This window comes from Mycobacterium sp., assembly GCF_036490025.1.
Lineage (GTDB): Bacteria > Actinomycetota > Actinomycetes > Mycobacteriales > Mycobacteriaceae > Mycobacterium.
This window is the reverse complement of sequence record NZ_DASXEP010000175.1, coordinates 16620-41215: the sequence shown is the minus strand read 5'-3', so window position 1 is coordinate 41215 and position 24596 is coordinate 16620. Positions and strand designations below refer to the sequence as shown.

19 protein-coding genes and 1 riboswitch are annotated in these 24596 nt (G+C 67.1%); of the genes, 8 read left to right on the top strand and 11 right to left on the bottom strand.

The genetic code is table 11. The annotated features are described in order from the left end of the window. Nucleotides 1–9: 9 nt before the first annotated feature. From VGG53_RS20390 to nirD, 4 genes are all read left to right on the top strand, one after another. Nucleotides 10–4053: a bifunctional nitrate reductase/sulfite reductase flavoprotein subunit alpha gene (locus VGG53_RS20390; RefSeq protein WP_331519907.1), complete on the top strand. Its 4044-nt coding sequence runs from the start codon at nt 10–12 to the stop codon at nt 4051–4053. 56 nt (nt 4054–4109) lie between these two features. Then, complete coding sequence (locus VGG53_RS20385) at nt 4110–5798, top strand: NTP transferase domain-containing protein (protein ID WP_331519906.1); 1689 nt, start codon at nt 4110–4112, stop codon at nt 5796–5798. Between the two features lie 159 nt (nt 5799–5957). Then, nucleotides 5958–8450, top strand: a complete 2493-nt coding sequence (gene nirB, locus VGG53_RS20380) for a nitrite reductase large subunit NirB (protein ID WP_414689016.1) — start codon at nt 5958–5960, stop codon at nt 8448–8450. 1 nt (nt 8451) lies between these two features. Further along, nucleotides 8452–8856: a nitrite reductase small subunit NirD gene (nirD, locus tag VGG53_RS20375; RefSeq protein WP_331519904.1), complete on the top strand. Its 405-nt coding sequence runs from the start codon at nt 8452–8454 to the stop codon at nt 8854–8856. 7 nt (nt 8857–8863) lie between these two features. Here the strand turns inward: nirD and VGG53_RS20370 are convergent, their stop codons facing one another. Beyond that, nucleotides 8864–9583 carry a sirohydrochlorin chelatase gene (locus tag VGG53_RS20370; protein ID WP_331519903.1) on the bottom strand — a complete coding sequence of 240 codons (720 nt, stop codon included), beginning with the start codon at nt 9581–9583 and terminating at the stop codon, nt 8864–8866. Further along, the gene (locus VGG53_RS20365; protein ID WP_331519902.1) at nt 9580–10731 is read right to left on the bottom strand and encodes a uroporphyrinogen-III synthase; all 1152 of its coding nucleotides are present in this window, start codon (nt 10729–10731) and stop codon (nt 9580–9582) included. The genes VGG53_RS20370 and VGG53_RS20365 overlap by 4 nt, the downstream gene beginning before the upstream one ends. A gap of 365 nt (nt 10732–11096) precedes the next feature. On the opposite strand from VGG53_RS20365, the gene VGG53_RS20360 reads away from it, so the two are divergent. Then, nucleotides 11097–11522 carry a group 1 truncated hemoglobin gene (locus VGG53_RS20360; RefSeq protein ID WP_331519901.1) on the top strand — a complete coding sequence of 142 codons (426 nt, stop codon included), beginning with the start codon at nt 11097–11099 and terminating at the stop codon, nt 11520–11522. A gap of 57 nt (nt 11523–11579) precedes the next feature. Further along, a complete protein-coding gene (locus tag VGG53_RS20355; protein ID WP_331519900.1) occupies nt 11580–12335 on the top strand; it encodes a class I SAM-dependent methyltransferase in 756 nt (251 codons plus the stop codon). Nucleotides 12336–12360: 25 nt separating this feature from the next. On the opposite strand, the gene VGG53_RS20350 is transcribed toward VGG53_RS20355, so the two are convergent. Together VGG53_RS20350 and lspA are read right to left on the bottom strand one after the other, a co-directional pair. Then, nucleotides 12361–13287 (bottom strand): RluA family pseudouridine synthase, encoded by a 927-nt coding sequence (locus VGG53_RS20350; protein ID WP_331519899.1) that lies wholly within the window; start codon nt 13285–13287, stop codon nt 12361–12363. Next, nucleotides 13284–13901, bottom strand: a complete 618-nt coding sequence (lspA, locus tag VGG53_RS20345; RefSeq protein ID WP_331519898.1) for a signal peptidase II — start codon at nt 13899–13901, stop codon at nt 13284–13286. The genes VGG53_RS20350 and lspA overlap by 4 nt, the downstream gene beginning before the upstream one ends. Before the next feature lie 69 nt (nt 13902–13970). On the opposite strand from lspA, the gene VGG53_RS20340 reads away from it, so the two are divergent. Beyond that, nucleotides 13971–14891 carry an asparaginase domain-containing protein gene (locus tag VGG53_RS20340; RefSeq protein WP_331519897.1) on the top strand — a complete coding sequence of 307 codons (921 nt, stop codon included), beginning with the start codon at nt 13971–13973 and terminating at the stop codon, nt 14889–14891. Here VGG53_RS20340 and VGG53_RS20335 read toward each other — a convergent pair. After that, entirely contained in the window at nt 14856–16235 is a 1380-nt protein-coding gene (locus VGG53_RS20335) for a DNA polymerase IV (RefSeq protein ID WP_331519991.1), read from the bottom strand. The genes VGG53_RS20340 and VGG53_RS20335 overlap by 36 nt on opposite strands. Nucleotides 16236–16285: 50 nt before the next feature. Here VGG53_RS20335 and VGG53_RS20330 point away from each other — a divergent pair, with 50 nt between their 5' ends. Further along, nucleotides 16286–16852, top strand: a complete 567-nt coding sequence (locus tag VGG53_RS20330; protein ID WP_331519896.1) for a class I SAM-dependent methyltransferase — start codon at nt 16286–16288, stop codon at nt 16850–16852. 37 nt (nt 16853–16889) lie between these two features. Here the strand turns inward: VGG53_RS20330 and VGG53_RS20325 are convergent, their stop codons facing one another. From VGG53_RS20325 to VGG53_RS20300, 6 genes are all read right to left on the bottom strand, one after another. Next, nucleotides 16890–17795 (bottom strand): DUF559 domain-containing protein, encoded by a 906-nt coding sequence (locus VGG53_RS20325; RefSeq protein WP_331519894.1) that lies wholly within the window; start codon nt 17793–17795, stop codon nt 16890–16892. 45 nt (nt 17796–17840) lie between these two features. Further along, a complete protein-coding gene (ileS, locus tag VGG53_RS20320) occupies nt 17841–20954 on the bottom strand; it encodes an isoleucine--tRNA ligase (RefSeq protein WP_331519892.1) in 3114 nt (1037 codons plus the stop codon). A 324-nt stretch (nt 20955–21278) separates the two neighbouring features. Further along, nucleotides 21279–21653, bottom strand: a complete 375-nt coding sequence (locus tag VGG53_RS20315; RefSeq protein WP_331519891.1) for an amino acid-binding protein — start codon at nt 21651–21653, stop codon at nt 21279–21281. Nucleotides 21654–21794: 141 nt separating this feature from the next. Continuing rightward, nucleotides 21795–22031 (bottom strand): Rv1535 family protein, encoded by a 237-nt coding sequence (locus VGG53_RS20310; RefSeq protein ID WP_331519890.1) that lies wholly within the window; start codon nt 22029–22031, stop codon nt 21795–21797. Between the two features lie 297 nt (nt 22032–22328). Then, nucleotides 22329–22499: riboswitch (M-box (ykoK) riboswitch) on the bottom strand. A 124-nt stretch (nt 22500–22623) separates the two neighbouring features. Beyond that, complete coding sequence (locus VGG53_RS20305) at nt 22624–23265, bottom strand: TetR/AcrR family transcriptional regulator (RefSeq protein WP_331519889.1); 642 nt, start codon at nt 23263–23265, stop codon at nt 22624–22626. Next, nucleotides 23262–24386, bottom strand: coding sequence for an NAD(P)H-dependent flavin oxidoreductase (locus VGG53_RS20300; RefSeq protein WP_331519888.1), 1125 nt, complete (start codon nt 24384–24386; stop codon nt 23262–23264). The genes VGG53_RS20305 and VGG53_RS20300 overlap by 4 nt, the downstream gene beginning before the upstream one ends. Nucleotides 24387–24596: the final 210 nt, after the last annotated feature.

Below are 24596 nucleotides of genomic sequence, written 5' to 3'. Positions count from 1 at the left end.
GGAAGGTGGATGGCTTCCACGGCAAAGGTCGCGACGGTGTGCGGATATTGCGGCGTGGGTTGCGGTATGGATCTGCACGTCGCCGATGGCGTAGTCACGAAAGCGACCGGAAGTCGGAACCACCCTGCTAACCGGGGCCGACTGTGCACCAAGGGCAACACCACCCCGGAGATGCTGCGCGCCGGCGGGCGACTGACGACGGCCCAAATCCGGCCCGAGCGTGGCGCGGAGGCCGTGCCAACCGCCGTGGACACCGCCGTCGAAGAGGTGGCCGCCCGGTTGTCGGCGATCCGCGACGAACACGGACCGGACGCGATCGCCCTGTACGTGTCGGGTCAGATGACCACCGAAGCGCAGTATCTGGCCAACAAGCTGGCCAAGGGGTATTTGCGGACCCAATGGATCGAGTCGAACTCACGGTTGTGCATGGCCAGCGCCGGGACCGGCTACAAGCAGTCGCTGGGGGCGGACGGTCCGCCCGGCAGCTATGACGACCTGGACACCGCAGACCTGTTTTTGGTGCTGGGCGCCAATATGGCCGACTGCCATCCGATCCTCTACCTGCGCATGATGGACCGTGTCCGGGACGGCGCGAAGCTGGTGGTCGTCGATCCCCGCCGGACGGCCACCGCCGCCAAGGCGGACCTGTACCTTCCGATACGTCCGGGCACCGACTTGGCTCTGCTGAACGGCCTACTGCGGCTGGTGCGCGACGCGGACGGTGTGGACACCGATTTCGTGACCGCCTACACCGAGGGCTGGGAGCCGCTGAATGCCCTGCTCGACGAGTATCCAGCCGATCTGGTCGCCGACATCACCGGCCTGGACGAGCCGGATCTGCGAGCCGTCGCCGACCTGGTCTGCCGGACGAAGAACTGGGTAAGCCTATGGACGATGGGCCTCAACCAATCCACGCATGGCACCTGGAACACCAACGCGTTGTGCAACCTGCACCTCGCGACCGGCGCGATATGCCGCCCGGGCGCGGGCCCGTTCTCGCTGACCGGACAGCCGAACGCAATGGGCGGCCGGGAAATGGGGTACATGGGGCCTGGCCTGCCCGGCCAGCGATCGGCGCTGGATCCCGATGACCGGGCGTTCGTGGAGGCCCGTTGGGGACTGCAGCCCGGCACCATCCGCGCCGAGGGCGGCACCGGCACTGTCGACATGTACCGCCGGATGGCCGACGGCGAGGTCCGGGCGGCGTGGATCATCTGCACCAACCCCGTTGCCTCCGTGTCGAATCGAGCCTCGGTGATCGCCGGTCTTCAGCGTGCCGAGCTGGTGGTGGTGCAGGAGGCGTTCACCGGCGCAGAGACCACCGAATACGCCGACGTGGTGCTGCCCGCCGCGCTGTGGGCCGAGGCCGACGGGGTGATGGTCAACAGCGAGCGCACCCTCACGCATTGCGCAACCGCGATACAACCGCCCGGCGAGGCCGCCCCCGACTGGCACCTGATCTGCCGGGTCGCGACCGCCATGGGCTACCCGGGCTTTGACTTCGATTCGGCTGCAGCGGTTTTCGATGAGCTAGCCACATTCCACAACCCCCGCACCGGCTGGGATCTGCGCGGCGTGGACCACCGGCGACTGCGCCGCGGCCCGGTGCAGTGGCCCGCCGCGCCCGGCTGCGCCGACCGCAATCCGGTCCGCTACCGGAACGACGGCGTGAGCCAGGACCTGCACACCGCCGCCGACGGCACCGTACCCGCGCTGGCCTTCCCGACGCCGAGCCGTCGCGCCCGATTTCTGCCCCGTCCCTACCTGCCCGCTGCCGAGCTGCCCGACGACGAATTCCCGATGGTGTTCACCACCGGCAGGCTGGCGCACCAATGGCACACCATGACGAAAACGGGACGCGTCGCCACGCTCAACAAACTCAACCCCGAACCGTTCCTCCAGCTGCACCCCGAGGACGCCCAACGGCTCGGGGTCGGCGACGGCGACCGGGTCGAAATCCGTTCCCGGCGTGGTCGAGCCGTACTTCCGGCGGCCGTCGACGATGCGGTACGCCCGGGCGTGTGTTTCGCCCCGATGCATTGGGCCGACGCGTTCGCACCCGACGTCGCCGTCAATGCGGTGACCAACGATGCGGTCGACGCCGACTCGCTGCAGCCGGAGCTCAAAGTCTGCGCCGTGGCGTTGATCCCGATCGAAAGCGACGCTCGCACAACCGAAGAGACACCGCAAATGTCTACTGCACCGCTCGAGGCGCTTGCCACCGTCCTTGGCCCGCTGCCATCGCGCGCGCAGCTCAATACTGATGAGCAGCTGTTCCTATCCGGCTACCTGGCCGGAGTACGCGCTAACCCGCCCGGGAACGATGTGCCGACGCTGCCGACAGAGACTCCGCTCGCGCCCGGGAACCGGGCATGGGTCGACGGCGTACTTGCCGGAATCTTCTCCCGCGGAACGAAATCGACGACCGACCGACAGGAGCAAGCTGCCGACAGCCCGATGGCGACGGTGGTGTGGGCGTCGCAGACCGGCACGGCTGAGGAGTTCGCCCAGACCTGTGTGGAGCAACTCACCGGCGCGGGAATCGTCACACGATCACGCGGAGCCGAGGAGATATCGGTAACCGATCTAACTGGGACCGTCTTATTTGTAGTGGCCACGACCGGCGACGGCGACCCGCCCGACAACGGCATCGCATTATGGGAGGCGCTGGCCACCGCCAAACCGGGCGATTTGGACACCCTCGACTACTCGGTGCTCGGCTTCGGTGATTCCTCTTATGCAGACTTCTGCGGCTTTGCCCGGCGGCTCGACTCTCGGCTGGAGCACCTCGGAGCACACCGCATTGTGGAGCGGGCATCATGCGAGCCCGATTTTGAAGCCACGGCACTGACCTGGACCGATCGCGTCGCCGCGCTCTTGAGCGATGAGTCCACCGGGCAGAGGGAACCGACGACGCCTCTCGCACAATCGTATTCGCGACGCAATCCGTTGTATACGACCGTGGCGAGCAACGATGCACTCTGTGGGGCGGGCTCCGAGAAAGACGTGCGCGACATCGGCATACATTTGCCTGAGGGCACCCTCGAATACAGCCCGGGCGACTCACTCGGTGTATGGCCGCACAACCGGCCCGAGGTCGTGCTCGAGTTTCTCGAGCGCAGCCGCTTGGACGGCTCTGCCGAAGTCAGCGTGCTCGGAGAGACGACGGTGCTGGCCGAACTATTGTGCGCGCGAATGGACATCACCCGAATAACACCCGATCTGGTCCGCTTCCTGAACGAACGTCAGCCGGACGACGAACTGACGGCAGTGATCGACGATCCCACCCACTTCGCCGAATGGAGTTACGGGCGTCAACTCCTGGACCTGCTCGCGAGCCATTCCGTCGACGCGGAAATCGATGAATGGTTGCGCGTGCTGCGCCCGTTGACGCCGAGGTTGTACTCCATCTCGTCGAGTCCGCTCGAGGATCCGACTCGGGTGCACGTGACGACGTCGGTTGTCCGCTACCAGTCCAGAGCCGCCGCGACCGATGGCGCCATCCGACACGGCGTCTGCTCGGGCTACTTGGCGAGCTTGCCGGCCGGAGCCGAGGTGGAGGTATTTATTCAGCGCACCAAGCATTTTCGTCCACCGCAGGATCCGGATGCGCGGACGATCATGATCGGGCCCGGCACCGGTATCGCGCCGTTCCGCGGATTCCTGCACGACCGCGCAGCCCGCGGGCATTCCGGCGACAACTGGCTGTTCTTCGGCGAGCGCCACGAAGCCTCCGAGTTCTACTACCGCGACGAATTGGACACCTTCGCGCAGTCGGGGGTGCTGACCCGTATCGATACCGCGTTCTCCCGCGACGGCGTCACCAAGCTCTACGTCCAGGACCGGATGCGGGAGAATGCCCCCGACCTGTGGAAGTGGATCGCCGACGGCGCCTACGTGTACGTGTGCGGCGACGCAGCCCGGATGGCCCGCGACGTTGACGAGACGCTGCGCGGCATCATCGCTGAGCAGAGCGGTCGCAGTCCGAAAAGTGCGTCGACGTATCTGCGGGCGATGTTGGCCGAGCGGCGATATGTGCGGGACATCTATTGAGCACCGCCGCCGCCAACCGCAGCGCATCGGCCTCAGACAGGGGGAGCCGCCGACCGTTGCGCGCCATCATCCTGGCCGGCGGCGCGTCGACGCGCCTCGGTGCCGACAAGCCGGAGCAGCGTGTGGGCGGACGACGATTGCTCGACATCGCGCTGGCCGCCGTCGCAGACGCCGACACCGTGGTCGTGGTGGGCCCACCGCGCGATCTTCCGTCCGGAGTCATCGTGGTGTGCGAAAACCCGCCCGGGCGCGGCCCTGTCGCCGCGCTCGCCGCGGGCTTTGCGACGCTGCCCGACGGGCCCGCCGATATCGTGGTGCTCGCCGCCGACCTGCCATCGATCACTGCGGCCGCCGTGACGACGCTGGCCGCCGCCCGCCGCGACGCGCCGGTCGCCCTTGCCGTCGACGACCGCGGCCGCCTCCAATACCTCACTGCGGTATGGGATTCGGCGGCGTTGGCGGCCGCGCTCACCGCCTACCCATCGCGAATGCGAGACCTGCTGCCGGGCAACCCGCTAACCGCTCGGGTGAGCGACGTCGGCGACGTCGATACCCCCGAGCAACTCGCCGCTGCCCGTGCCCACGCCGACCGCACACCCGACAGCGTCCGCGCCGCCGTACGCGGCGCGCTCGGTGGGCTACCCGCCGTCGAACGCAGCCTCTTCGAGGCCGTCGGCGCGGTGCTCGCCGAACCACTCACGGCCACTACACCGTTCCCGCCGTTCGATGTGTCCGCGATGGACGGCTGGGCCGTCGCGGGGCCCGGTCCGTGGATCCCGGAGGACGATGCCATCGCTGCCGGAATGCACAGTGGCGCACTGGTCGACGGACAGGCCCGTCGCATCGCCACCGGTGCCCGCCTGCCCGACGGTGCGCACCGGGTGATCCGCGACGAGGAGGTCGACGCGACCGGTGAACTGGTGTACCAGTGCGCTTCCGGGCCTGCCGCCCGCGACGACACCCGTCGCCGCGGAAGCGAGTGGACGCCCGGCGCTCTGCTCGCACCGAGTGGCACCCGGGTCGACGAAGCACTGGCGTCGCTGGCCCGCTCGGCCGGTGTCGAAAGCTTGGTGGTGCGCGGGCCGGTTCGGGCCGCAGTCCACAGTTCAGGCGATGAAATCGCTTCCGGTGCAATGGTTCACGATCCTGCAGAAGCACTGCTGCCCGAAACCACCGCCGGGCCGGTAGCCGCCCGGTTACGGAGCTTGGGCGCCATAGTCGACACCGGCGTGCACCTACCCGATGATCCGGCCGCGCTGGAATTCGCTCTGACCGGTGATGCGGATCTGGTCGTCATCATCGGCGCCACCGGCCGCGGGGTGGCCGATCACCTGCGCGGTGCGATCGCCCGGGCCGGCGGCTTTGTCGTCGTCGACGGGGTGACCATGCGCCCCGGTGGCTCGGTTCTGGTCGCGACAATGCCCGGCGATGGCTTGCGTGCGCGAGTGCTGCTCGGCGTCGGCGGCAACCCGCTGGCGGCGATCGCCGGTGTGGCGTTGCTGGGCCCGGCCGTCATCGACGCCCTCACCGCGGCCGAGCCTGCTGCCGTCGAGCTGATTTCGGTACGCGGCGTGGCTCGCACAGATCGGTGGCGAGTGGTTCCCGTCGAACCCGACGGCGACGGCGCCTGGACGGCACCCAAGCAGGCCGCGACATCTCATCTCGCGGCCATGGTCGGGCGACGTGGCCTGGCCCTGGTCCCGCCCGATTCGGCGGAGGGGGCGCTGGTCGAGCGGCTCGGATAAACCCCTCACGCGCACACGTCATACGGCGTGAGAAAGGCGTGACGGGGCGGCAACCCAGCGCGATGCCAGCGCAATACAGGACTTTTAGCGTCAATCTGGAGAACCGGGAAGGGAGCGCAAGCAGTGCGTCAACGCACAGTGGCGGTGATCGGGCACGGGATGGTTGGGCACCGCTTCGTCGAAGCCTTACGGGCGCGCGACGTAGACGGGGCTTGGCGGATCGTCGTGTTCGGCGACGAAGCCGACGCCGCCTACGACCGGGTCGGGTTGTCGTCCTATGTGGGCGCCTGGGACCGCTCGCTGCTGGCACTCACGGGCAACGATTACCCCGGCGACCCTCTGGTCGAGCTTCGCCTGGGCAACGCGGTGACCGGCATCGACCGCAACGCCAAACGCCTCACCGCCGCCGACGGATCCGCCTTGGACTACGACGCGCTGGTATTGGCTACCGGCTCTTACCCGTTCGTGCCGCCGGTGCCCGGCAAGGATTCGGCCGGCTGTCACGTGTACCGGACGTTGGACGATCTGGATGCGATCCGCACCGACGCCGAGACCGCATTGGCCACCGACCCCGAAGCGGTCGGCATCGTCGTCGGTGGCGGGCTGCTGGGGCTGGAGGCTGCCAACGCGTTGCGCATGCTTGGAATGCGGCCGCACGTCGTCGAATTCGCGCCGCGGCTGATGCCCCTGCAGGTCGACCAGGCCGGCGGCGAACACCTGTTGCGTTCGGTGCGCGAGCTTGGCATCGGCGTCACCGTCGGCGCGGGCACCTCGGCCATCGAGCAGATCCACGGCGAGGGCGTCAATCGGCTTCGGGTGACCCTGACCAACGACGAGGTGATCGACGCGGCCTTGCTGGTGTTCTCGGCCGGAGTTCGACCACGCGACGAGCTGGCCCGCACCGCGGGCCTCGACATCGCCGAACGCGGCGGGGTGGTGTGCGACTCAACCTGCGCCACCAGCGATTCCGCTATCTATGCCATCGGCGAGGTCGCCGCGATCGAAGGCCGCTGTTACGGCCTGGTCGGCCCCGGCTATGCAAGCGCCGAAGTAGTCGTCGACCGGCTGCTCGGCGGCGACGCGGCGTTCCCCGGCGCCGACCTGTCCACCAAACTCAAGCTGCTCGGGGTCGACGTGGCCAGCTTCGGCGACGCGCTGGCCACCACGCCGGGCGCGCTGGAGGTCGTGGTGTCCGACCCGATCGGTGGCACCTACGCCAAGCTGGTGCTCTCCGACAGCGCGCAAACCCTGCTCGGCGGCGTCCTGGTCGGCGACGCATCCAGCTACGGCGTGCTGCGACCGCTGGTCGGCTCGCAGCTACCCGGCGACCCGGTCACCCTGATCGCGCCCGCCGGCGACGGGCCCGCGATCGGGGTGGGCGCACTACCCGACAACGCGCAGATCTGTTCGTGCAACAACGTCGTCAAGTCGACGTTGTGCGCGGCGATCGCCCAGGGTTCGTGCACCGTGGCCGACCTCAAAGGCCGTACCTCTGCGGGCACGTCGTGCGGATCGTGTGTGCCGCTGCTGTCCCAGCTGCTCGCCGCCGAGGGCGTCGAGGTTTCGAAAGCATTGTGCGAACACTTCTCTGCGTCGCGGACCGAGCTGTTCGAGATCATGCAGGCCAGTGGCGTCCGTACCTTTTCCAGCTTGATCGAGCGCTACGGCACCGGCACCGGCTGCGACATCTGCAAGCCGGTGGTGGCCTCGATCCTTGCCTCCACCAGCTCCGAGCACATCCTCGACGGTGAACAGGCGTCGCTACAAGACACCAACGACCACTTCCTGGCCAACCTTCAGCGCAACGGCACCTACTCGGTGGTTCCCCGGGTACCCGGCGGCGACATCACACCCGGGCAGTTGATCCTCATCGGGGAGATCGCCCGCGATTTCGGGCTGTACACCAAAATCACCGGCGGCCAACGGATCGACATGTTCGGCGCCACCGTCGACCAGCTTCCGCAGATCTGGGCCAGGCTCGTCGAGGGCGGCATGGAATCCGGGCACGCCTACGGCAAGGCGTTACGCACCGTCAAGAGTTGTGTCGGCACCGACTGGTGCCGCTACGGTCAGCAGGATTCCGTCCAGATGGCCATCGATCTGGAGTTGCGCTACCGGGGGCTGCGAGCGCCACACAAAATCAAGATGGCCGTCTCAGGCTGCGCCCGCGAATGTGCCGAAGCCCGTGGGAAAGACGTGGGCGTGATCGCCACCGAGGCCGGCTGGAATCTCTACGTCGCCGGCAACGGCGGCATGACACCCAAACACGCCCAGCTACTTGCCTCCGACCTCGACGGCGAAACCCTGGTGCGCTACATCGACCGCTTTCTCATGTACTACATTCGCACCGCAAGCCGGTTGCAACGCACCGCGGCGTGGCTCGACGAACTCGACGGCGGGCTCGACCACCTACGCGAGGTCATCATCGACGACTCGCTGGGCCTGGCAGCCGATTTCGAGGCAGCGGCGGAGCGCCACGTGGCCGGCTACATCTGCGAATGGAAAGCGGTTCTCGACGACCCGGACAAGCTTGCCCGGTTCGTGTCGTTCGTCAACGCGCCCGGCGCGCCCGACGCAACCGTCGAATTCACCGAGAAGAACGGCCGCAAGGTCCCCGTCCTGATCGGCACACCCACTGTGAGGAACCACTGACATGGCAACGTCATTCGATCTCGGCCGCTGGCGTCACGACTGGACCGCAGCCTGCCCGACAGCGCGGCTGGAGCCGATGCGCGGCGTCGCGGTGCTACTGCCCGACAGCGCACAAGTAGCGCTTTTTTTGTTGGCCGACAACAGTATTCGTGCGGTCGGCAACATCGATCCGATCGGCCGGGCGGCAGTGCTGTCGCGCGGCATCGTCGGCGACCGCAACGGAGTGCCGATCATCCAATCCCCGCTGAAAAAGCAAGCTTTCAGCTTGCTCGACGGCCGGTGCCTCGACGCCGAGGGGATATCCATTCCGGTCTATGCAACCCGAGTCGGCGTGGACGGCACGGTGTGGGTCGCCAACTCCCCCGACATCCGGTTCGGCTACCGCCGCGCCGGGCTGTCCGCTTGAGCGGCAGCTACCCCGGCACGCACGCGAACGCCGGCGCGTCGGACAGCGCGGCTTCGCGTCGACGACGGCAGGCGAGCCGGATCACCGCGGGATGCAGACCCAGTGGCGCGCCCACAACGTCGGCGCCCGCCAAATGCAGGCGACTCTGAAACAACCCGTCCGCCAACAGGTATGACGCCAGCGCGACCCGGCGGGCGCCGGATCGACGAGCCTTCGACACGGCATCAGGCACCGACGGGTAGCCCGACCCGTCGTGACAGGGCGCGGCGAACGCGATCGACACCCGGTGCCCGACCAAGGCGGACAACGACGCCGCGGCGAACCGCAGCTCTCCGCGTGCCCGTGGGTCGCGGGTGCCGGCAGCCACCAGCACCACGTGATCGTCGCGATGCCATCCCGCGGCGATCAACCTGGCCAGCATCGCACGCGCCAACTCCGGCGACGGCCCCAGCGGGCCGGTGACGGTGACGCGCTCATGCCCCGACTCGGCAACGTAGCGCGGCACGTCCACGCGGACGTGGTATCCACTGGACAGCAGAGCCGGCACCAGGACCGCCGGCTCATCGGGCAAGGTGCGTAACACCTCGGCCGGCGTGGGGCCCAGGACGTCGACGAATGCCACCCGCACCTGCTCACCCAGCACACCGGCCACGGCCGCCGCGAGATCACCGATCATGTTGACGCCCAGAGGATTGCGAGTCCCGTGTGCCACCAGCAGGGTGGTCATCGCGGCACTGCGATGTCGTCGTCAGGCATGAAGTCCACAGCCAGCCGGTAGCCACGTTTGACCGCGGTGGCGATGAGCTCCTTGGTGCCGAGCGCCGACCGCAGTCGGGCGACCGCGGCCTCGACGACGTGTGGGTCGTCACCACCGAGCGCTTCCAGCAGCACGTCGCGCGACACCACCGCGCCCGGGGCGGACGCCAGCAGCCGGAGCAGAACCAGCGAGTTGGGTGACAGGTCGCGCACGACGCCGTCGACGACGGCACAGGTAGCGCGCACACCCAAGGTGTGCCCGGCGACCGTGAGATCTGGTTGCCGGCGCGGTAATTCGTCAGCGACGGCACGTGCCAACGCGCCGAGCCGCATCCGTTCGGGTTGCACCGAGGGCACGCCGGCCTTGCGCACCGGCCGGGCGGTCACCGGCCCCACGCAGAAAGCCGTCACCGTGGTATTCATCGCGTGCCGCACAGCTTCGGTGAGCCGCAACTCGTCGGCCCGCATCAAGAACGACGCCGCCGCAGGCGCGGATGTGAACGTGATTGCGTCCACACCGCCGAGCGCGACCTTCTCGATCAGGGCGTCCAGCGCGCCGAGGTGTTCCGGCGGCTCCCACCGGTATACCGGCACCCCTACGACGGTGGCGCCGCGTTCGACGAGCGTGTTGATGAACCCCGGTACCGGGTCCCAGTCGTCGGTGGCGCCGTGCAACTGCACCGCAACGCGTTTGCCCTGCAGGTCATCGACGCTGAGGTGGGCGAGCACCTCCTCGGAGGACTCCGAGACCGGTGACCACTCTTCGCGCAGCCCGGCCGCCCGCAGAGCGCCGGTGGCTTTGGGTCCCCGCGAGATAACCCTGGCCTTGCCCAGGGCCGCCAGCAGCGCCTCGGCCACTCCCCAACCCTCGGCCGCCTCAACCCAGCCGCGAAACCCGATTCCAGTCGTCGCGATCAGGATGTCCGGCGGCGCGTCGATCACGTCATCGGTGGCCGCACGCAGTCGGGCGTCGTCGGCGAGCGGAACCATGTTCATGGCGGCCGCCGCCACGATGTCGGCCCCACGACGGCGCAGCATCGTGGTGAACTCGTCCACCCGCCGCGACGCGGTGATCGCCACTGTGAACCCCGTCAGCGACGCGGCATCCTGCTCGGTCATACCGTCGCTTGGTCCGATCGCTTCGCCACTTCCCCTGCCATCCACTGTGTTGTCTGGAAAAACATATGAGCGTGATGTTGCTCGCCCGGTGCAAGCGATGTCGCCGCGATGAATTCGGCCTCACGCCCGGCCGGGCGGCAATGTGAGCCGGGGAAGTACCAGGTGGCGCCATGTCTTTTCGAGTAGTTCCAGCCTCTCCCAAGGAATTGTTACGTGCAAATCCTGGGGGTGTTCAATTGCTCACCGAGCGTGTCGCGCCGCTGAGAAGTCCCGGTCATCGGCGGCAATCGACTGGTTACCACCGGTAATCGGCCGGTGATGGCGGCCTAATGGTCGGGCAACGGCGCGGTGGTGAACTTCTGCACATGGGAATGCTTTCGCTTTTACGCCGCCGCCAGGCAACTGCTGCGGTCGGGCCGGCCAGCATCTACGACGCGATCGGCGGCTACCCGGCGATCGAAATCGTCGTCGAAGACTTCTATACCCGGGTGCTTGCCGACGACCAGCTGTCGGGCTTTTTCGCTGGATCGAACATGAACCGGTTGAAGGGCAAGCAGGTCGAATTCTTTGCCGCCGCGCTCGGCGGGCCGGAACCCTACACCGGCGCACCGATGAAGCAGATCCATCAGGGCCGCGGCATCATGATGTCGCACTTCGCCTTGGTGGCCGGGCATTTGGCGGATTCGTTGTCGGCGGCGGGGGTGCCGCCGGCGACCGTCGACGAGATCATCGGCGCCATCTCTCCGTTGGCTGCGGATATCGCATCAGACCACGCCACCGCCGGCATCTGAGCGACATCGCACCCCGGCAATGGCCGGGGCGCCGCCGGCGTCAGCGACAATGCAGTGATGAGCCGGTCATTCGATGAGCTGGTCTGCGAAGCCGCTGCGGCACCGGTGGACGGCTGGGACTTCTCCTGGCTTGACGGCCGGGCCACCGAAGAACGTCCGTCGTGGGGCTACCAACGACTGATGAGCCGGCGGTTGGCGACCGCGTCAGCAGCTCTGGACATCGATACCGGCGGCGGCGAGGTGCTGTCCGGAGCGCCGGCCTTCCCGGCGACGATGGTCGCCACCGAATCGTGGCCGCCGAACGCGGCGCTGGCCACCAGGTTGCTCCACCCGCGCGGGGTCGTGGTGGTGGCAACGCGAGATGAGGGATCGTTGCCGTTCGCCGGCGAAGCGTTCGACTTGGTGACCAGCCGGCATGCGACGGTGGTGCGGTGGAATGAGATCGCCCGGGTGCTTCGCCCCGGCGGCAGCTACCTGGCCCAGCAGATCGGACCCGCGACGATGTCGGAGTTGTTCGAATATTTCCTCGGGCCTCAACCAGGCAAATGGGCCGAGCTGGCACCAGACAACCAGAGCGCGCAGGCACAAGCCGCCGGTCTGCAGGTCATTCGGATGCGCCTGGAGCGTCTCCGGGCGGAGTTCTTCGATGTCGGTGCGGTGATCTACTTCCTGCGCAAGGTGATCTGGACGGTGCCCGACTTCAGCGTCGACCGCTATCGCGAGCGGCTGCGCGAAATGCATGAGCTCATCGAGGCCGACGGCCCGTTCGTCGCGCATGCAACGCGGTTGCTCGTGGAGGCCCACAAGCCGTAGCGACCGATCCAGTGCGGAATCAATCTCAACCCTCGCCGCGCAGCACGTCCAGTGCATGTTGCAGATCCTGCGGATAGGGGCTGACCACCTCCATCAGCCGTCCGTCGCCCGGATGGGCAAACGACAGCGATCGCGCGTGCAGCCACTGACGTTGCAGCCCAAGCTTTTTCGCCAGTTTCGGGTTGGCGCCGTAGGTCAGGTCTCCGCAGCAGGGATGGTGCAGCGCGGCGAAATGCACCCGAATCTGGTGTGTGCGGCCGGTTTCCAGGTGCACGTCGAGCAGGCTTGCAGCGACGAATGCCTCGACGGTGTCATAGTGGGTCAGGCTGTGCCGGCCATTGGAGGTGACCGCGAATTTCCAGTCGTGACCGCGATGGCGGCCGATCGGCGCGTCGATGGTGCCGCTGGACGGATCCGGATGTCCCTGCACCAGCGCGTGATAACGCTTGTCGACCGTGCGCTGCTTGAACGCGCGCTTGAGCAGGGTGTACGCCCGCTCGGAGATCGCGACGACCATGACCCCCGAGGTACCGACGTCGAGGCGCTGCACGATCCCCTGCCGCTCGTGCACCCCGGAAGTGGTGATCCGGTAGCCGGCGGCGGCCAGTCCACCGAGCACCGTCGGCCCGGTCCAGCCGACCGACGCGTGCGCGGCAACACCGGCCGGCTTGTCGACGACGACGATGTCGTCATCGGAGTACAGGACCGTCATGCCCTCGATGTCGACGGGCGTGTTCTGCAACGGTGCAGGCGGCTCGGGCAGCCGTACCTGCAGCCACGCCCCGGCGGTCAGACGATCCGATTTGCCGGCCGGCACCCCGTCCAGCTCGACGCCGCCGTCTTCGGCCAGCGCCGCCGCAGCCGTCCGCGAAACGCCCAGCAGCCGTGCCACCCCGGCGTCGACACGCATACCCGCGAGGCCCTCCGGCACCGGCATCGACCGATCGGTCATTGAGGTTTGTCGACGCCTTCGGCAGGCTCGTCCTCCGCGAGGTCGCCGGAGCGCCGGCGGCCGACTGTGTCGAAATCGAAACCGAGCGCGGACAGCGCGACCAGAAGAATTGCCCCGCCGACCACCGAGGGGTCGGCAACGTTGAACACCGGCCACCACCCGATCGACAAAAAGTCCACGACATGTCCGCGCAGCGGCCCCGGCGAACGGAAGAACCGGTCGATCAGGTTTCCCATCGCGCCACCCAGGATCATCCCGAGGCCGACGGCCCACCATGGCGACACCAGCCGGCGTCCCATCCAGAAAATGCCGACCACGACGGCGCTGGCGATCAGCGTCAGCATCCAGGTGTAGCCGGTCGCCATGGAAAACGCGGCTCCGGAGTTGCGGACCAGCGTCCAGCTCACGGTGTCACCGAGGATCGGCACCGGCTGACCGGGTGTCAGCAGTCTGACGGCGAGCACCTTGGTGACCATGTCCAGCGCCAGGACGACCCCCGCGACCGACAACAGCAGCGGCTGCCGCCGCCGAGGGATCGGTGCCGAGGCCTCGGTTTCCGCGGCCGTATCGGCCTCGGTCACCGGGTCAGCCGACCCGGTTGGTTGGTCCGTCACCCCTCCATCATCCACTAACGCCTGCGGCCATCATGATCCGCCGCACTGGCGATACGGGATGATCGGACCATGAGCCGCGTCACCGTCATCGCCACCGGCGGCACGATCGCCAGTAGCGCCGCGGCCGACGGGGTGCACCGACCCACCCGCGGCGGCGCGCAGTTGACCGTCGGTCTCGACGTCGACGTCGTCGACGTGCTGGCCCTCGACAGCTCCCAGTTGAGCCCGGCCGACTGGGATGTGATCGGCGCGGCGGCCCGGGCCGCGGCCGACGGCGGTGCCGCAGGTGTGGTCGTGACGCACGGCACCGACACCCTCGAGGAGACGGCGCTGTGGCTGGATCTCACCTATGCCGGCACGGTTCCGCTGGTGATCACCGGCGCCATGCGCGGTGCCGACGCGCCGGACGCGGACGGGCCGGCGAATCTGCGCGACGCGGTGTCGCTGGCGTCCGACCCCGCCGCCCGCGACCTCGGTGTGCTGGTGTCTTTCGCCGGCCGGATCTTGCAGCCGTGCGGGCTGCACAAGGTGGCGACCGGCGAGGGCTTCACCGGCGAGCTGCTCGGCAGCGTGAACGGCGGGGTGACCTTGGCGGGGGTCAAGGCTCATGCCTTCCTCGGTGAGCTGACCGCGGCGAGAGCGCCGCGCGTCGATATCGTCGCGGCATATCCGGGCGGTGATGCGGTGGCGATGGACGCCTGCGTGGCCGCCGGTGCGCGGGGCATTGTGCTTCAAGCGCTTGGTTCGGGGAACGCCGCCGACGCCATCATCGACGGGGTGCGCCGGCACTGCCGCGACGGGGTGGTGGTCGCAATTGCGACGCGGGTCGCCGGCGGCCGCGTCAGCCCGGGGTATGGACCCGGCCGCGACCTGGTCGACGCGGGCGCGGTCATGGTGCCTCAGCTGCCGCCGAGTCAGGCCAGGGTGCTGGTGATGGCCGCGTTGGCGGCGCGGCTACCGCTGCGCGACATCGTCGGCCGCCTTCGCTGAGGCGGTTTCGGCGAGGGCGGCGAGATAGTCGGGCCAGTCCAGGCTGTCGAGCGGATTCGCCCGGGTGATGTCGCCGGTGTCGGAGGCGAATGTTCGGGCCGGGCCCGGACCCGCGCGGCGAGTTTCGAATCGCACGCTGACCACGCCGTGGCCGGCGCCCTGCACCCAGCCGTGCCCCAGCTCGCGATGCGCGACGTCGTCGCCCACCCGCCACTCTGTCGTCGCCGGCGCGACAGCGTCCCGCTCGGCGTGCGAGGTGTCGGCGCCGGCATCGGTATCCGACACCGTCAACTCCAAGTCGGGGAACAACGAGTCCTGCCGCACATTAGTCAGGCCCGAAAAGCCCACGCCCAGTAGACGAATCGGTCCGATCTGGCGTGGATCCAGCAGCAGCCTAACGGCCAGCGCGGCCAGCGCGGCGGCGTCGGTGGTCGCGTAGGGCAGGGTGGCCGAGCGGGTCAGCGTGCTCATATCCGATTTCTTCAGTTTGACCGTGACGGTCCGCGCACCACGGCCGTCGCGGCACAGCCGTTGGTGGGCGTGCTCGGCGATCGGCGCGATCGCCTCGCGTAACTCCTCGAGCGTGGTCAGATCGGTCGCGAAGGTGGATTCGGCGCTGATTTGTTTGGCCACGGCGCGTTCGGCCACGGGGCGGTCGTCGATCCCCCGGGCCAGCCGGTGCAACGCAGGCCCGATCGTCGCACCCAGGATGTTGGCCACCTCGGCTTCGCTGAGCGCAGCCAGCTGCCCGATCGTGTCGATGCCCAGCCGGTGCAGTTTCTCCTCGGCGACCGGACCGATCCCCCACAGCTTGCGCACCGCCAGACCGTCCAGTAGCCGCCCCTCGTCGGCGCGCCGAACCACCTGGATGCCATCGGGTTTGGCCAACCCGGACGCGATCTTGGCGACCTGCTTGCCCGAGCCGGCGCCGACCGAGGCGATCAGGCCGGTCTCGTCGCGCACCCGTCGCCGCAACTGCGCGCAGAAATCTTCGACCTCGACCGCCGACGCGCCGGCCAGCTCCGGTGGCTCACCGAACGCCTCATCGAAGGACAGCTGCTCGACGACGGGCACGATGGCGCGCACGGTCTCGAAAACCCGGCGGCTGGCTACGCCGTACACCGCGCCGCGCGGCGGCAGCACAACCGCCGTCACGCCGATCAACCGGCGCGCCTGGTGCATCGGCATCGCCGACCGCGCCCCGAACACCCGCGACTCGTAGCTGGCCCCGGCCACCACGCCGCGCCCGCCCAACCCGCCGACCAACACCGGCCGACCGCGCAACGTGGGACGGGTGAGTTGCTCGACAGACGCGAAGAACGCGTCCATGTCGAGGTGCAGCACCCACCGGGAATCCACAATCACCGATGCTATTGCGCTAACGTCTGAAGACCATGGCGATGAATCTCTGCCATCGCGTTTTCTGCAGCTCCAACCGCTACTTCAAGTCGGTCGAAGACGGGCTGCTGCCGTGGGCGCTCACCGATGTCGAACTCGGCGACAACGTACTGGAGATCGGGCCGGGCTACGGCGCCAACATCCGGGTGCTGATCGACAAGGCGCCGCAGTACACCGCCGTCGAGATCGACCAGACGATGGCGGGCCGTCTGCAGGACAGCTACGGCGAGCGCGCAAAGATCATGCACGGCGACGGCACTAACACCGGCTTGCCGTCAAACGAATTCAGTTCCGTGGTGTGCTTCACCATGCTGCACCACATCCCAACGGCGCAGTTGCAGGATCGCCTATTCGCCGAGGCGTTCCGCGTACTGCGCCCATGCGGGGTGTTCGCCGGCAGCGACACTGCCTCCTCGATTCCGTTCCGGATCCTGCATTTCCGTGACATCTGCAACCCGGTGTCACCCGAAGAATTGCCGGAGCGGTTGGGTGCGAACGGGTTCGGCGATGTCCATGTCGACACCGTCCGGGGCCGTCTGCGCTGGCGGGCGATCAAGCCTTAGGCCGGCAGCCGCCGCGAGAGTGCAACTACCGACGGGGCTACTCGAGAAATGCGTCGGCAGTTGCACTTTCGCGGTATCCGCGAGCGCGCAGCGCCTCGCGGGCCCGGGCGACGATAACGTGCGGACGATGCCGCAGCAGGTCCGCGCTCACCCGGATCAGAATCCAGCCCCGGCGCTCCAGTTTGACGGTGCGCTCGATGTCGTTGGCGCGAATGCGCGGGTCGGTCCAATGTTGAGCGCCGTCGTATTCGACGCCGACCAGCCACTCCTCCCAGCCCATGTCGATGCGGTAGTCGCGAACCACGATCTGGGTCTGGGGCCTCGGCAAACCTCCCGCGATAAGCAACAGTCTGGTCCGAGTTTCCTGCGGCGACTCCGCGCCGGCGTCGACTAACGGCAGCACCCGTCGCAGCTGCTTGATACCGCGAGCGCCGCGGTGGGTGTCGATTACGGGTTCGACATCCTCGACCGTCATGCCGGTGGCCCGCGCCAAAGCGTCGATGCGGACGACGGCGGTGTTTAAGCCACGGCGCCGGCCGAGGTCGAATGCGGTACGAGCGGGCGAGGTTACCAGTACACCAGCGGCCATTGTGGTCTCACCGGCAAGCAGCGTCTCGTTGCGAGTGATAATCAGCGGCGGCGGACGTTTGCGATCGGCGATGAGTTCGGCAGGTGCCTGCGGGTCGACCCACTTCGCACCAAGCAGCGCGGCCGCCGAGATTCCCGCGACCACGGCTTGCTTATCCGACCACAGCCACGCCGCGAGGGCCCGGTCTTTAGCGGAGAGCTCGGCACCACGGCGCTGGTAGACATTGCGGTAAATACGTGTGCACGACCGCTGCAGCTCACGCTCAGTTAGCCGGCCCGCCTTGAGGGCTTCAGTACCGACGAACGGTGAATCCCCCGCCACGACCACCACCCCTATCCGCGAGAGTGCAGCCACCGACGCGCCTTCTCGGGAAATGCGTCGGCAGTTGCACTTTCGCGGTCAGATTTTAGAGATGATCACGCGGACGCCGTCACCGATTTCCACACCGTCGGTCGGCTCGCCGAACTCGAAGCTGGTGGCCAGGATTTCACCGGCGATCAGTGCGCGATGAGCCGCCGCCCAGTCGGCCCGCTGCGACGGCACCGACATCACCACGCTGATCCGGTCGGACACGTCGAGCCCGACCGACTTGCGCAGCTCCTGCAATTCGCGGATGCGGTCCTTGGCCCAGCCTTCGGCCTCGAGCTCGGGGGTGACGGTGGCGTCGAGCACCACAAGTCCGGCCCCGTCTGGCAAGGGGGCGGTGTACTCCGGGTCGGCGGCGACCAGCCGTGAGGTGTACTCCTTCGGCTGCAGCACCGCTCCGCCGGCGGTCAGCGTTCCGTCGGAATTGACGACGCCCGCACCGGCCTTGACCGCCTTGATCGCAGCCTGCACATCCTTGCCCAGCCGGGGTCCGGCAACTTTGGCGTTGACGCTGAGCTCAAAACGACCGTAGCCGGCGATGTCTTCGGTGAGCTCGACCGCCTTGACGTTCAGCTCGTCGGCGATCAGATCGGTGAACGCTTCCAATCGCTGCGGGTTATCCACCGCCACAGTGAGTTTCGGCAGCGGCAGCCGCACCCGCAGCTGCTTCGCCTTCCGCAGTGACGACGCCACCGAGCACACCTCACGCACCTGGTCCATCGCGGCAACCAGTTCGGCGTCGGCCGGCAGCAGTTCGGGCTCCGGCCAGTCGGACAGGTGCACAGAGCGCTCGGCGGTGATCCCCCGCCAGATGATCTCGGTGGTGATCGGCAGCAGCGGGGCGGCCAGCCTCGCCGTCACTTCAAGCGCGGTGTGCAAGGTGTGAATCGCGTCGGGGTCCTCCGCCCAGAACCGCGAACGTGAGCGCCGCACATACCAGTTCGTCAGCGCCTCGGTGAACTGGCGCAACTGCTCACATGCCCCCGAGATGTCGCAGCGATCCATCGCCGCGGTCAGCTCGTCGCGCAACACCGCCAGCTTCGCCAGGATGTAGCGATCCAGCACGTGGCGCGAATCGGTACGCCAGCTCCCGACTTTGGGCGCGTAGAGCGCCAAGAAGCTGTAGGCGTTCCAGACCGGCAGCAGCACCTGACGCACCCCGTCGCGGATGCCCTGTTCGGTCACGATCAAGTTACCGCCGCGCAGAATCGGCGAGGCCATCAGGAACCAGCGCATGGCATCGGATCCGTCGCGGTCGAAGACCTCGGTGACGTCGGGATAGTTGCGCAGCGATTTGCTCATCTTCTGGCCGTCGCTGCCCAGCACGATCCCGTGCGCCACACAGGTTTTGAACGCCGGCCGGTCGAACAGCGCGGTGGCCAGCACGTGCAGGGTGTAGAACCAACCGCGAGTCTGCCCGATGTATTCGACGATGAAGTCGCCCGGGTAGTGCGTCTCGAACCAGTCACCGTTCTCGAACGGATAGTGCACCTGTGCGTAGGGCATAGAGCCGGAATCGAACCACACGTCGAAAACATCCGGGATGCGCCGCATGGTCGACTGCCCGCTCGGGTCGTCAGGGTTCGGCCGGGTGAGCTCGTCAATGTAGGGCCGGTGCAGATTGTCGGGCCGAATGCCGAAGTCGTGCTCCAGCTCGTCGAGGCTGCCGTAGACGTCGATCCGCGGATAGCCGGGGTCGTCGGACACCCACACCGGAATAGGTGTGCCCCAGTAGCGATTTCGTGATATCGACCAGTCCCGGGCACCCTGCAGCCATTTGCCGAACTGACCGTCCTTGACGTGTTCGGGGTACCAGGTGATCTGCTGGTTGAGCTCGACCATGCGGTCGCGGAATTCGCTGACTTTGATGAACCATGACGAAACCGCCCGGTAGATCAACGGATTACGGCACCGCCAGCAGTGCGGGTAGGGGTGGTCGTATGTTTCCTGGCGGAGCAGCAGCGCACCGTTCGCGGCGGCCGGCCCGGTGTGATTCTTCAGGTCGCGGATGATCTGCGGGTTGGCGTCGAAGACGTGCCGACCGTGGTAATCGGGCACGGTGGCGTCGAATCGGCCCTTGGCGTCGACCGGCGTCACCGGCACGATGCCGGCCTGGTCGGCGGTCTCCTTGTCGTCCTCGCCGTAGGCCGGTGCCAAGTGCACGATCCCGGTGCCGTCATCGGTCGTCACGAAGTCGGCACCGAGCACCTGAAAAGCGTTCGGCGCGTCCATGAAGTACGGGAACGGCGGCCGATATCGCGCACCGACAAGATCGCTGCCGGAATAGGTGCCCAGCACTTCCGGTTCGTCGCCGAGTTCTCGTGCATAGGCGGCCAGTCGGGCCTCGGCCAGCACGACGCGATGCTCGCCGGCACGCACCTGCACGTAGGTGACCTGGGGGTTGACGGCGACGGCCTGGTTCGACGGCAGCGTCCAAGGCGTCGTCGTCCACACCAACAGATACGAGCCCGCCAAATCGCCTTCTGAGACAGCGAATCCAACGGTGAGGGCCGGATCTTGCCGGCTCTGGTAGACGTCGTCGTCCATCCGCAGCTCGTGATTGGACAGCGGGGTTTCGTCACGCCAGCAGTACGGCAGCACGCGGTAGCCTTCGTACGCTAACCCTTTGTCCCACAGCTGTTTGAACGCCCAGATCACCGATTCCATATAGGGCAGATCGAGCGTCTTGTAGTCGTTGTCGAAGTCGACCCAGCGCGCCTGGCGGGTCACGTAGGCCCGCCATTCGTCGGTGTAGCGCAATACCGATTCGCGGCAGGCGTCGTTGAATGCGGCGATGCCCATCGCGTCGATCTGGGACTTGTCGGTGATGCCCAGCTGCCGCTCGACCTCGAGTTCGGCCGGCAGCCCGTGGGTGTCCCAGCCGAAACGACGGTCCACCTTGTAACCACGCATGGTGCGGTAGCGCGGGACGATGTCCTTGACGTAGCCGGTGAGTAGATGCCCGTAATGCGGCAGGCCGTTCGCGAACGGCGGACCGTCGTAAAACACGTATTCAGGGGCATCGGCGCGACGGGCGATGCTGGCCCCGAATGTGTCGTCGGTCGCCCAGTAATCGAGGACCTCGAGTTCCAGCGCGGGCAGGTCGGGTGCGCCGCCGGCCGGCTTGGGATAGGTGTTCTCGGTCACTGCGCGTCGTCTCCATGTGCCGCTGTCAGGCACGGGGACGACGTCGCGCTGGGTGCGCAAGCGCCGCGGTACCACCCCGCTTGCCACACTGTGACGTGGCCGCTCGTTGTCGGCTGTGACGGGCCTACCCGTTCGGTTCTACTGGGCCTGCTGCCGGCTGTTCTTCCGAAGGCTTCCCGGTGATGGCCGGATCGACGCCGTGGGTCCGATTCTACTGGCGCACCGCAAGCACGACGATCGGGTCCTACCGCCGTCGACGGGCCAACGCATGCATTTCGGGCATCGACGTGCGACCTCCTGAGTTCTGCTCTGCCGCAGCCGCGTTCAGGCCAGCGCAGCCTTGGCGTCGGCCAAATTGTCCGCGCCGAGCACCAAACGGGTGTTAGTGGCCAGATACGCGGTCTCCACGTTGATCTTCGCGGCGCCGAGTTTGTGCACGACCTCGCCGAGCGCGCCGGGACGATCCTTGATGTCCAGCACGATGACCTCTTGCTCTTCGACGATCTTGAGTCCGGCGCCTTGCAACGCCTCGAATGCGGGGGTGGCGTCGTGCACCAGGATGTGCACTTCTGCCCGCCCTCCCCCGCTGGTGAGGGCGCACAAACCGGCGATGTTGACACCGGCCCTGCCCAGTACGTCACCGATGAGGGCCAGTTCGCCGGGCTCGTCGTCGAGATAAAGCGTCAGATCGGTAGCCATGACGCGCTCCCTTCGCCCCGGGTCTGGCCGGATCGTATGTCAACTCGGCACGGCTTTTCTAGACGCGGCTGTGGCATTCGACCCGACAAGGCGGCCATACCGGGAGCGATACAACTCAGACGAGCACTCCGCGAGCGCTCTTCAGGCGCCAACCTCGATTACGCCCGCGCGCCACAGCGCGGCGTAGAGCTGACGCAGTGGAACGCACAGCAACCGGGCAGCTCCCATCACCAACGGGTCGCCACCCATCGGCTGGGGCTCAGGCGACCTGGAGGTCTTCAGCGTCGGCACAGCCGTCGGCGTGGGGTCGGGTACCACCCTGAGCCGGGGTGCGGACGTCGCCGCCACTACTACGTCATCGTGGAAAACAGCGGTCATGGTCGCCTCCTAAGCGGAAAGTCAAACGGGCACAACGGGATTCGATGTCCGTCCGACACGGCGTCGAGTGGTCTGGTCTGGACCACTCGTCCGATGAGGCGACGTGCTGACTAGGCCGAAGAAGGCTTAGCTGGAAAGTACGCGCCGCTGGCCGGATCGGGACGAAACGGAATCCGGATATCGATCCGGACTAGAGTCGGAGCTCATTTGTCCCTCACCTCCTCGCGGTCGCGACGCGTGCGGTGAACCGCACATTGGCACGCAAGCAGGAATACAGAACCCGATACAGGTCGGGAAACCGCACCCCACTCGTCAGAGTTTCGGCACTACACGCCGTATCCGGTAGACCCGGAAGCCACTTGGGCTCAACCCTTAACCCGGGAGGAGCTGTCCTGACCCTGGGCGTCTCTCGACGTTCGGGGTCAGTGGCCTATATCCGTGTAGACGCCTCACCTAACGAGGTGCTTACCCTATCGATGATGCATGAACATTCCGCCGAGGTCAATTCGCCACGCCCAGGAAATCCCAGAGCACTACGAACCGTGCTGAACAGCCGTTATCCGGCCGGCGCGGTCTAGTCTGGCCGAGTATGTCAGCTCTCCCGGGGCCGCAGCCCGTTGAGGGAAAACGAGACAACCATATCTGCGACTTCGCCCGCGGTCACGCCGTCATCGGTGGTCAGCCGGCGATGCGCCAGCTGACCGATCAGCGCCGCCAGGCTGAAGGCCAGCATCCGGGGCGGGGCGTTGATCACCGTCCCGAGCTCCTGGGCGACGATCATGTGCTTCTCGATGTCGTCGATGAAACGCTCGTAGATGCTGCCGAGGTGCTTCTCGAACTGGTCGCCGAGCGCGTAGGCGTCGCGCAGCAAAAGTTTGGTGACCGCCTTGTCCGCCTCGAAAAACTCCAGAACGGCCCGCACCGTCACGCGGAGCGGCTCCCAGTCCTTGTCAGGCCGTTGGCCGGTGGCGGCCAGCGGCGCCGCGATGTAGGTGCGTAAGGCTTCACCCTCAGCGGACATCAACGCATGGAAGAGCTCGTCCTTCGAGTCGAAATACCAGTAGACCGACCCGTAGGACAACCCCGCTTCCTTGGCAATGTGGGCGATAGTCGTGGCGTGAAAACCGTTGCGCGCGAAAACTTTCTTGGCTGCGGCCATGATCTCAGCGCGCCGCTTCGACTTGTCTTCTTTGCTGACCGCACGGCGCCTGCGGGTGCCCGCGCCGTCGCTCACTGGTCGACCAACTCGTTGAGACGACCAACGGCATCGATGAATTCGGTAACCATGTCCAACACCACCGTGGCGGTCGGCTGCACTTTGTTCATCGAGCCGACAACCTGGCCGACGAAGTAGGTAGCGAGATCTCGGGCCCTCGAATCAGGTTGCGCGGCAGCCTGATTGATGCGCCGCTGCGGATCTCCAATGAGGGCGCTCTGCAGCGGCATGCCCAGCGGGTCGGGGCTGTCGGCCCGCTCCCACTCCTTGGTCCACGCGGTACGCAGCATGCGCGCGGGCTTTCCGGTCAGCGATCGCGATCGCACCGTGTCCGACGACGTCGCGTGCAGGAACTTGTCTTTCACGACAGGCAGAGTCTCCGCTTCCTCAGTGGTCAGCCATACCGAACCGCACCACACACCTTCGGCGCCCAACGCCAGCGCCGCGGCGATCTGGCGGCCCCGGGCGATGCCGCCCGCCGCCAGCACCGGCACCGGGGCCACCGCGTCGACCACCTCGGGAACGAGCACCATCGTCGCCACCTCGCCGGTGTGTCCGCCGGCCTCGGTGCCCTGAGCAACGATCAGGTCGACACCGGCCGCAGCATGCCCCAGCGCGTGCTTCGTGGTTCCGGCCAGCGCGGCCACCAGTACGTCGTCGTCGTGCGCACGGGTGACCAATTCAGCCGGCGGCGATCCCAGTGCACTCGCGATCAGCCGGATACGGTGGGCGAACGCAACGTCGAGCAATGGTTCGTAGCCCTTGGGCGAGATGTTCAGATCACCTGGCGGACGGCGCTTCTCGTCGGTGGGCAGCGGGATGCCGTAACGGACCAGCAGGTCGTCGACGAACTCGCGATGCTCCTCGGGAAGCAGCTCGCGGGCCTGCTCGGCGTCGATCCCGCCCTGCTCGGCGCCCACATATTTGGGCGGCAACAACAGATCAACGCCGTAGGGCTTGCCGGCGGTCTGCTGTTCGATCCAGCTCAGCTCGCTCTCCAGACGGTCGGGGCTGTGCCCGACGGCACCGAGGATGCCCAGTCCGCCGGCATTGGAGGCGGCCGCCACCACGTCTCGGCAGTGAGAGAACGCACAGATCGGAAACTCCACGCCGAGCATTTCGGCCGCCCTAGTTCGCATCGCAAAGACGCTACGAATTACTGATTCGCATGTCAATGTGATGTGCCCGAAATACTGATTGATATGTCAATCAGACCCGGCATACCGAAAGTGAGGCATTTCGAGTCCGGCAGAACCAATTTGACTTCGCCGTCGCGTATACAACAACCGGCTCGGAAAGGCAACTATTAAAGCGCCTCCTGCGTTAAGAGTGCGCAACGAAAACGGGCT